This is a genomic window from Fulvivirga aurantia, assembly GCF_009711475.1.
Taxonomy (GTDB): Bacteria; Bacteroidota; Bacteroidia; order Cytophagales; family Cyclobacteriaceae; genus Fulvivirga; species Fulvivirga aurantia.
In genome coordinates this window covers 1-7,489 of sequence record NZ_SMMD01000763.1, presented here as the reverse complement: position 1 = coordinate 7,489, position 7,489 = coordinate 1, and the positions used below count along the sequence as shown (strand labels likewise).

The 7,489-nt window shown below is 39.7% G+C and carries 8 protein-coding genes; 5 read left to right on the top strand and 3 right to left on the bottom strand.

Features of this window, described 5'->3' with window-relative positions; genetic code table 11:
* Both E1176_RS09495 and E1176_RS09490 read left to right on the top strand, forming a co-directional pair.
* A partial coding sequence (locus E1176_RS09495; protein WP_155210375.1) for a KAP family P-loop NTPase fold protein occupies nt 1-1,372 on the top strand: 1,372 nt, incomplete at its 5' end.
* Between the two features lie 191 nt (nt 1,373-1,563).
* Entirely contained in the window at nt 1,564-1,770 is a 207-nt protein-coding gene (locus E1176_RS09490; protein WP_155210374.1) for a hypothetical protein, read from the top strand.
* Here the strand turns inward: E1176_RS09490 and E1176_RS09485 are convergent.
* Together E1176_RS09485 and E1176_RS09480 are read right to left on the bottom strand one after the other, a co-directional pair.
* The gene (locus E1176_RS09485; protein ID WP_155210373.1) at nt 1,767-2,792 is read right to left on the bottom strand and encodes an RluA family pseudouridine synthase; all 1,026 of its coding nucleotides are present in this window, start codon (nt 2,790-2,792) and stop codon (nt 1,767-1,769) included. The two genes, E1176_RS09490 and E1176_RS09485, sit on opposite strands and share 4 nt — an antisense overlap.
* A gap of 82 nt (nt 2,793-2,874) precedes the next feature.
* The gene (locus tag E1176_RS09480; protein WP_246205989.1) at nt 2,875-5,322 is read right to left on the bottom strand and encodes a zinc-dependent metalloprotease; all 2,448 of its coding nucleotides are present in this window, start codon (nt 5,320-5,322) and stop codon (nt 2,875-2,877) included.
* A gap of 143 nt (nt 5,323-5,465) precedes the next feature.
* On the opposite strand from E1176_RS09480, the gene E1176_RS09475 reads away from it, so the two are divergent.
* From E1176_RS09475 to E1176_RS09465, 3 genes are read left to right on the top strand one after another with little or no spacing between them, the layout of a single operon-like run.
* Complete coding sequence (locus tag E1176_RS09475) at nt 5,466-6,068, top strand: RNA polymerase sigma factor (protein WP_155210372.1); 603 nt, start codon at nt 5,466-5,468, stop codon at nt 6,066-6,068.
* Nucleotides 6,068-6,343: a hypothetical protein gene (locus tag E1176_RS09470; RefSeq protein ID WP_155210371.1), complete on the top strand. Its 276-nt coding sequence runs from the start codon at nt 6,068-6,070 to the stop codon at nt 6,341-6,343. Before E1176_RS09475 ends, E1176_RS09470 begins: the two co-directional genes overlap by 1 nt.
* A gap of 13 nt (nt 6,344-6,356) precedes the next feature.
* Nucleotides 6,357-7,022, top strand: a complete 666-nt coding sequence (locus E1176_RS09465) for an energy transducer TonB (protein ID WP_155210370.1) — start codon at nt 6,357-6,359, stop codon at nt 7,020-7,022.
* Nucleotides 7,023-7,074: 52 nt separating this feature from the next.
* Here the strand turns inward: E1176_RS09465 and E1176_RS20640 are convergent.
* A partial coding sequence (locus E1176_RS20640) for a DUF6265 family protein (RefSeq protein ID WP_185152724.1) occupies nt 7,075-7,489 on the bottom strand: 415 nt, incomplete at its 5' end.

Below are 7,489 nucleotides of genomic sequence, written 5' to 3'. Positions count from 1 at the left end.
GAAAGATGAGCCAAAAAACTACGAAACAGACGCAGACCTACTTCATGATAACCCCTCCAATGTTGATGATCTAGGTCGAGATTTTCTTATGGAAGTTGTGGCCAATAAAATTGATGAGCTATGGTCATCTTTTAACCCAAACGACAAATATAATTATACCGTTCTGGTTGACGGAGAATGGGGCAGTGGAAAAACTTCAATGCTTGGGTTTTTAGAGAAACACTTGCTGAAGAAAGAATGGAAAGTTGTCCATTACAACGCTTGGGAAAATCAACGACTGGAAGATCAATGGTGGGTTTTTATTAATAAAGTAAGTAAGACATTATCTAAATCGCATTTTTGGTGGTCATTTTGGTTAAGGAACACTGCACTATTTGTTACGGTGATCCTATTGTCTTTAATTGTATCCCTTTATTTTAAAGTTTTTGGAGATTTAAATACTTTAAAAACTGTGGGAGTCACTCTTGGTGTCTTAGTTACTTTATCTACAACAGTTTGGGGTCTGCTAAGAAACTTCTTTGGAACAAAGATTAATTCGTCTGAACTATTGAAAAGTCACACTTCTGATCCTTACAAACCAATTAAAGAAAGGTTTAATAAAGTGACGAAAGACCAAAAAGTGGCAATATTTATTGACGATTTAGATCGCTGCGAGGCAGGCGCTACGGTCGAACTGTTAGAGGGCATTCAAAATCTATTTAAAGGCACACGAGTGCTGTATGTAATTGCTGCTGACGGTAACTGGATAAGTACATGTTTTACCAATAAATACAAAGATTTTGATGGACTAGGAAGAGATGGTCATTCCATTGGGAATAAATTTTTACAAAAATCCTTCCAGCTTGTTTTAGAAGTCCCGAAAATGAGTCTAAAAGATCATAATAAAATGTGGTATCAGTTTTTAGGCAACACAGATTCTGATAAATCCACTTTTGGGGAGAAGGATCAGGAAGAAATTAATGAAGAAATTCGAGTGTCAGGAACTACTTCAGAGTTAAAAGAAGCTGTTAAAGGGGCTGGGTTTGAGGGTCGTAAAAAAGCCGCTGAAAAGGTTGAAGAATTAGTTGAAGAACAAAAAGATCATTTACTTATGGAGTTTGTAGACTACATGCCAAAAAATATCAGACAAATGAAAAGGTTGGTAAATCAATATGTTGTAAAATATCAGGCATTGTTTATTGCTGGAAATGAATCAGAGATTAGTGACGAAGATCTAGTAAGGTATGTAATTTTTGCAATCAATTATCCTGATTTCGACAGTGAGATAAAAAGGGGCCAAAAAAACCTGGAAGAAATTACTAAAAAAAGTCAAACGGTGAGAGAGTTAATTGGAGAAAGCCTTACCACAAAAACAATAGTCGACTTTCTCTAACCGTAGCATTTTATCCCCACTTTAAAAATGTAAAATGGTCATATGGCTTGTTTTAAGCGATTGCATAGTTGTTGCTGTCAACTCGTTAGTTATCAAAAGTTAAAGCCAGTGTTTTAAAATTATTAAGATCGATTGCGCGGCTTACTAGTAACTAACCAAACTGTTATTTTTGACAAACAACCACTACTACCATGAATAACACACTTACAAAAAAACAGGCCCTTTTACAGTCTTTAGACTCAATGAATGCTTCAGAAATGGATAAGGTTCTCGGTTACGTAAGGGACACCATCTACAAAGAAGCTAATGACAGCAATTACCTGAATTTTAAAAGTAAGGCGCTAAAAGAAATCAGAACTGCCCTAAAGCAAGGTCGAGAGCCTAAATTCTCAGCTTAGGTGTATTGTACATAGTGTCGCCACTTCTCTAGTACTGCCTTAAAATCTTCTGGTAACTCAGAATCAAACTGCATTTGTTTCTTTGTTATTGGATGGATAAAACCTAAAGATTTGGCATGTAATGCTTGTCGAGGCATCAACTTGAAGCAGTTTTCTACAAAGCTTTTATACTTAGAAAACTGAGTGCCTTTTAGCAGCTTATCACCTCCATAAGTGGCATCGTTAAATAAAGTGTGGCCAATGTGCTTCATGTGCGCGCGTATCTGGTGAGTGCGGCCTGTTTCCAGATTACACTGAAGTAAAGAGACGTAGCGTAGAGTCTCTAATGTTTTATAATGGGTAATGGCTCTTCTCCCAATAGTCTCATCTTCGTAAGGCACAGTGATACGCCTGTCTTTTAGGCTTCTACCTAAATTAATATCTATGGTACCGCTTTCTTCCGCAGGTTCTCCCCAAACTAATGCATAATAAGTTCTTTCGATTGAGTGATCAAAAAACTGCTTGGCAAGCCCCGTCATGGCCTTCTCAGATTTAGCGATTACTAACAACCCTGATGTGTCTTTATCAATTCTATGCACTAAACCAGGCCTACCTTCATTGCCTTCCATTTCCGGAAGATTTTTGAAGTGGTAAGCCAGGGCATTTACTAAGGTGCCTGACCAATTCTGATAGGCTGGGTGCACGACCATTCCTGCCTCCTTGTTTACTACGAGCAAATGCTCATCTTCATAAACTATGTTAAGCGGAATGTCCTCAAGTACAACATCGGTCTCCCTGGGAGGTTCGGGAAGCTCTACAGTGATAACATCACCTGGTCTCACTTTATAATTAGGCTTTACATCCTGATCATTTACTTTCACAAAGCCATCTTTAATACCTGCCTGCAACTTATTTCTCGTAGCATTTGGCAAACGGTCCATCAAAAATTTATCGATGCGCAATAAGGCCTGTTTAGGATCAGCCACTATGCGGTGGTGCTCGTATAACTCCTCTTCTTCCGGATCGTAATTAGCTTCGCTCATAATTCTATAAATAAAAAAAGTGCTACAAAAGTAGCACTTAATAATTTAAGCATCTGTGAGTATCTATTTTGCTTTTCCAAAATCACTCCCCACACCCAATAGGGCTCCCTGCAGGTGGGTCTAAAGGTTCGGTGAATTTATATTCTTCAGGGCTATCCATAAACTGATCTATCTTATACAAAGCTAGTCTGTAATGTGCCTTTTGAGAATCTGATCTTCCAGAGTTTGACCTGAGCCAACTCTTCAAAGCTTCTATTTTCATGAGAGCTATCGCATTGGCCTGATCAGTTACTCTATCATTAACAGAGAGCTGGAATAAATGATCGAGCACTAAATTATCAACCATTCTTTCTATCTCCCCTGTCAACTGATCGCTGTGAGATTTCTTCCAGGTAGAATTTACCAGCTGATCGATCACTTCTCCCAAGCCAAGCTGCTGGTTGTCTCTGGCTTTATATTCTAAAAGCCTTTGAATACGTGCGGGATGAAACAATAGCTCCAAAGTCATATTGGCAGCACTCTCTGCAGCCCCAAGGGCATCGAAAGTGATTCCTGTTCTGATATTAACTAGCTCTCTGGAACGGCTGGAGTACAATGGCCTTGGTGGGATCATTTCTAACAACGATTCCGGCAAAACCAATTGATCTGCAGAAAGTGTCATTAGCAAAGCCTGAAGTGCTTTTTCCTGTTCTTCTCTACTTACCATCCTGGTTATCAACTGCCCATCGCCTCGTAAAGCATAGCGATAATCAAGACCTCCAATAAGTTTTACAGCGGCCTCAGTTTGGTATCTGTGAAAGAAATAAATCGGCACCAATACTTCTTCTATGTTTGCATACGCCTCACCACTTCTTATGCTGTTTTCTCCCAGATTTTTCAGTGCTACTTGTCGCACTCCTAAAACTCTGGTTAACTCCTGAGGTGCATTTTCGCCATTATCCCAAAGGTGAGCATAAGGATGGGCTCCTCCGGTAGGTCTTGCATCCTGGTCTGATAAAAATGTGAGCCCTTCATCGAAAGAATTCGTGATAATTTTGTCTAAAGCTGCCTCCTCATCTGTTCCTTCAGGAAAATCCTGATAACCGTACGTTACTGCAACTTTGTCCCAGGCTCCTATTTTGTCATCATAAGCATCTGATAGATCAATTTGCCCATTTTTAAGTGTTGCGACAGGGTGTGGGTAATCCATCACCGATGCCCTGCCTTCTGCACTACTTGTGTAGCTATGGGCGAGCCCGATGGTGTGGCCGACTTCATGCGCTGAGAGTTGGCGCAACCTGGCTAAGGCCATCTCCTGCATTTCAGGAGGTACCTTCTTTCCATCTTTATAAGGTGAAAGAAGGCCTTCAGCAATTAAAAAATCTTGCCTCACTCGTAGTGATCCTAATAAAACATGACCTTTGATAATCTCACCAGTACGAGGATCGGTAACAGAAGAACCATATGACCAGCCTCTGGTAGAGCGATGCACCCAGTTTATAACGTTATACCTTACATCTAGCGGGTCAGCACCTTCAGGCAACATTTCTACCTGAAAAGCATCTTTATAGCCTGCTGCTTCAAAAGCCTGATTCCACCAACGGGCCCCATCCAGTAAAGCAGACCGTATCGGCTCTGGCGTACCTGGGTCTAAATAGTAAATGATAGGCTCCACTGCCTCGCTGACAGCAGCAGATGGGTCTTTCTTTTCTAACCGATGTCTGGAAATAAATCTCTTTTCTATGTCTTCACTAATAGGCGTGGCATAGTCATAATAAGAAATGCCAAAGTAACCTGCCCTCGGGTCAAACTTTCTTGGTTGGTAGTTATTGTCTGGCAGCTCAACAAATGAATGATGCATTCTAACAGTTACGTTGGTTGGCGTTGGAGTCACGCTTCTTATGTAGCCTCCAGATGGTGTTCCTGTGAATGTGAGCGTTACCTCAAACTCTGAGTTTTTAGGAAAGTTTTTAGTACGGTCAAGATAAATGGCAGACATATTTTTATTTAAAGAATAACTGCCCTGTTTCGACCTTTTTAAACTACCCGATACGTTATGTGCGTCTTGCATTAAAAAATCAGTAGCATCTACCAGCACTTTGCCATCTTCTTCTGTAACCAGTTGAAATCCAAATAATACAGACTGAGCAAACGCATCTTTTACAGCCTGTTGTTCAGCTTTATTATCACTGATTGCTCTGTAGCTATAGTTTGGCTCAACCATAAGAATCTTAGGACCTCTTCTTTCAAACATCACCACCCGTGTATTGCCCAGCTGATTTCTATCAAGACCAATATCGTTTGAGCCAACACCAGCAGCCAGGGAATTTACATAGATGAATTCCTGATTAAACTTATCTATCTCCAAATAGATTTTGTCGGTTTTCTCATCATAGTAGTAATCAAAAAAACCTTCATATTTCGTCATGCCATCTGTTTTTCCTGCGATGCCGGAAGCAGAACTTTTAGAATTGTTGGAAGATTGTGTGGAATTTGAGGTAGCTGCGCATCCTATCAGTAGCACAGCCACTAACATGTAGAGTCTATTCATTGGTCGTAAATTTTAACAGAGGTGTAATCTATTAATTAATCGGCCGATATACAATGTCTATGTGATAGCCGGAATGCGGGGTAAAAAATGTATTTTAAAAAAATTTGTGGTCTGCTTGTGACCTTTTTGACATTACCGATTATATGCTTAAAACTATTAACCTGAAAAACTTGAGTGCGGCCAGACATATGACCGAAGACCAAATCTCAGCTGAGAATGAGTTGGTAGAGCGAGCGAAAAAAGATCCTCGGGCATTCGGTATTCTGTACGATCGGTATTTTGAAGGTATTTTCAACTTTATATTGAGAAGAACAGACGATGAAGCCCTCACTTCGGACTTATGTTCGCAGGTTTTTTTAAAGGCATTGCAAAACATTAAAAAATATGAGTATCGGGGCTTACCATTTTCAGCGTGGCTGTACAGAGTAGCCAGCAATGAAGTAAATAAGCACTATACCAAAAAGAAAAGAAAGCGTATTTTCAGTCTGGAAGAGGAGCGATTTTTCGAAATCATTGAAAATGAAACTGATACCAACTTCAGCGAAGAGCAAATACAGCTATTGATACAAACTTTAAAAGACCTACCCACAGATGTGATAGAAGTACTTGAGCTAAGGTTTTTTGAGGAAAAGAGTTTTAAGGAAATCAGTTTTATACTGAACATAGGCGAAAGCGGAGCCAAAATGCGGCTATATAGAGCAGTTGAGAAATTGAAACAGCATTTTAAAGTCAACTGGAAAGAATAATGGGAAGACACGAAATACGATTGAGAAGAAAGCGGATGACTTCAAGACGCATTGAGGGGCATAAGAACTATTATGACGTGTTGAGAAAGCACCAAAGATCATCCAGATTAAAAAAGCTATTTAAACTAATCGTCTTGCTTCTATTTTTCCTGGCTCTTGTATTCTTTTCATATAGCCTGCTCACAAAAGTAAATGAGGCTGAAAAAAGCGAGCCTACTTCAACAATGACTATTAAGACATCCCGGCCGGGTGATTTAAATCATATATTAACTTAAACACCTTCACATTATGGAACATCGAAAGAATTTAAACAAAGACCTAAGAAGGCAGTCCGGACTATTTTTTCAAATTGGTCTGCTCATCGCACTTATGATTTGTGTGAGTGCCTTTGAGTACACGACAAAAAAAGAGTATAACCCTGTAGATATTACGCTGAGTAGCGAAACAGATAATTGGACACCTCCGATCACAGAGATTCCGCCTCCAAAACCACCTAAACCAAAGGTGATTCCTAACTTTGTGCCTGTAGAAATAAATGAGCCAATAGAGACGCCAATAGTTGATATTATCATCGATCAAACAGAACCTATTGTATACGAACCTGTGATAGATGATATACCTGTAGAAAAAGCCGATGATGCACCGTTTGTTTTTGTAGAGGAGATGCCTGCTCCGGAAGGAGGTCTGGGTGCTTTCTATTCTTATATCAACAAAAACTTAAAATACCCGAGCCAGGCGCGTAGGATGGGTATAGAAGGAAAAGTATTCGTAAAGTTTGTTGTACTGGAAAATGGAGAGCTAGATCAAATCCATATTGTAAGAGGGATCGGTGCTGGTTGTGATGAAGAGGTGCTTAGGGTTATGGACAAAGCGCCAAAATGGAACCCTGGTAAGCAGCGTGGCGAACCGGTAAAGGTTTGGCAAATGGTGCCAATCAATTTTCAATTAGATTAGTTGGCAACATATTTATAACTAAGGCTGCCTCATCTAAACGACTGAATCAGCCTTAGTTATTTTTCTTTACAAAGCTAAAATATCGCTTTTTTGATTCATCCATGTTAGCGATAAACACCTCCAGGCTGTCAACTCCTTTCTGCTTATAACATATTTTGTTAGGAAAATCATGATGCTCATTAATACTCATAAAACCTGAGTCATAGGGTGGGGAGATTCTAAAATCAACTTCAGCCTCATTGTGATCTACATCCGCAGCATAGTAAGCGGTATCATTATCATAATATATTCTTAGGCGTTCAATAAAAACAGTATCATTATTTTCCAGCATTACACCTATTCCCCTCAGACTTACATCATCTGGTTTTTCCCAACATTCTATAGCCGTATTTCCTTCGTCTAGATCTATTTGCTCCCAACAGCCCACCAACCAATCAAAAGGCAATACATCTTGCGCATAAGTAGCT

What these genes read in the sequence shown, in the direction of transcription:
- E1176_RS09470 (WP_155210371.1), top strand. Translation starts at nt 6,068, where the DNA reads ATGGGAAGACACGAAATACGATTGAGAAGAAAGCGGATGACTTCAAGA.
- E1176_RS09475 (WP_155210372.1), top strand. Translation starts at nt 5,466, where the DNA reads ATGCTTAAAACTATTAACCTGAAAAACTTGAGTGCGGCCAGACATATG.
- E1176_RS09485 (WP_155210373.1), bottom strand. Translation starts at nt 2,792, where the DNA reads ATGAGCGAAGCTAATTACGATCCGGAAGAAGAGGAGTTATACGAGCAC.
- E1176_RS09490 (WP_155210374.1), top strand. Translation starts at nt 1,564, where the DNA reads ATGAATAACACACTTACAAAAAAACAGGCCCTTTTACAGTCTTTAGAC.
- E1176_RS09465 (WP_155210370.1), top strand. Translation starts at nt 6,357, where the DNA reads ATGGAACATCGAAAGAATTTAAACAAAGACCTAAGAAGGCAGTCCGGA.
- E1176_RS09480 (WP_246205989.1), bottom strand. Translation starts at nt 5,322, where the DNA reads ATGAATAGACTCTACATGTTAGTGGCTGTGCTACTGATAGGATGCGCA.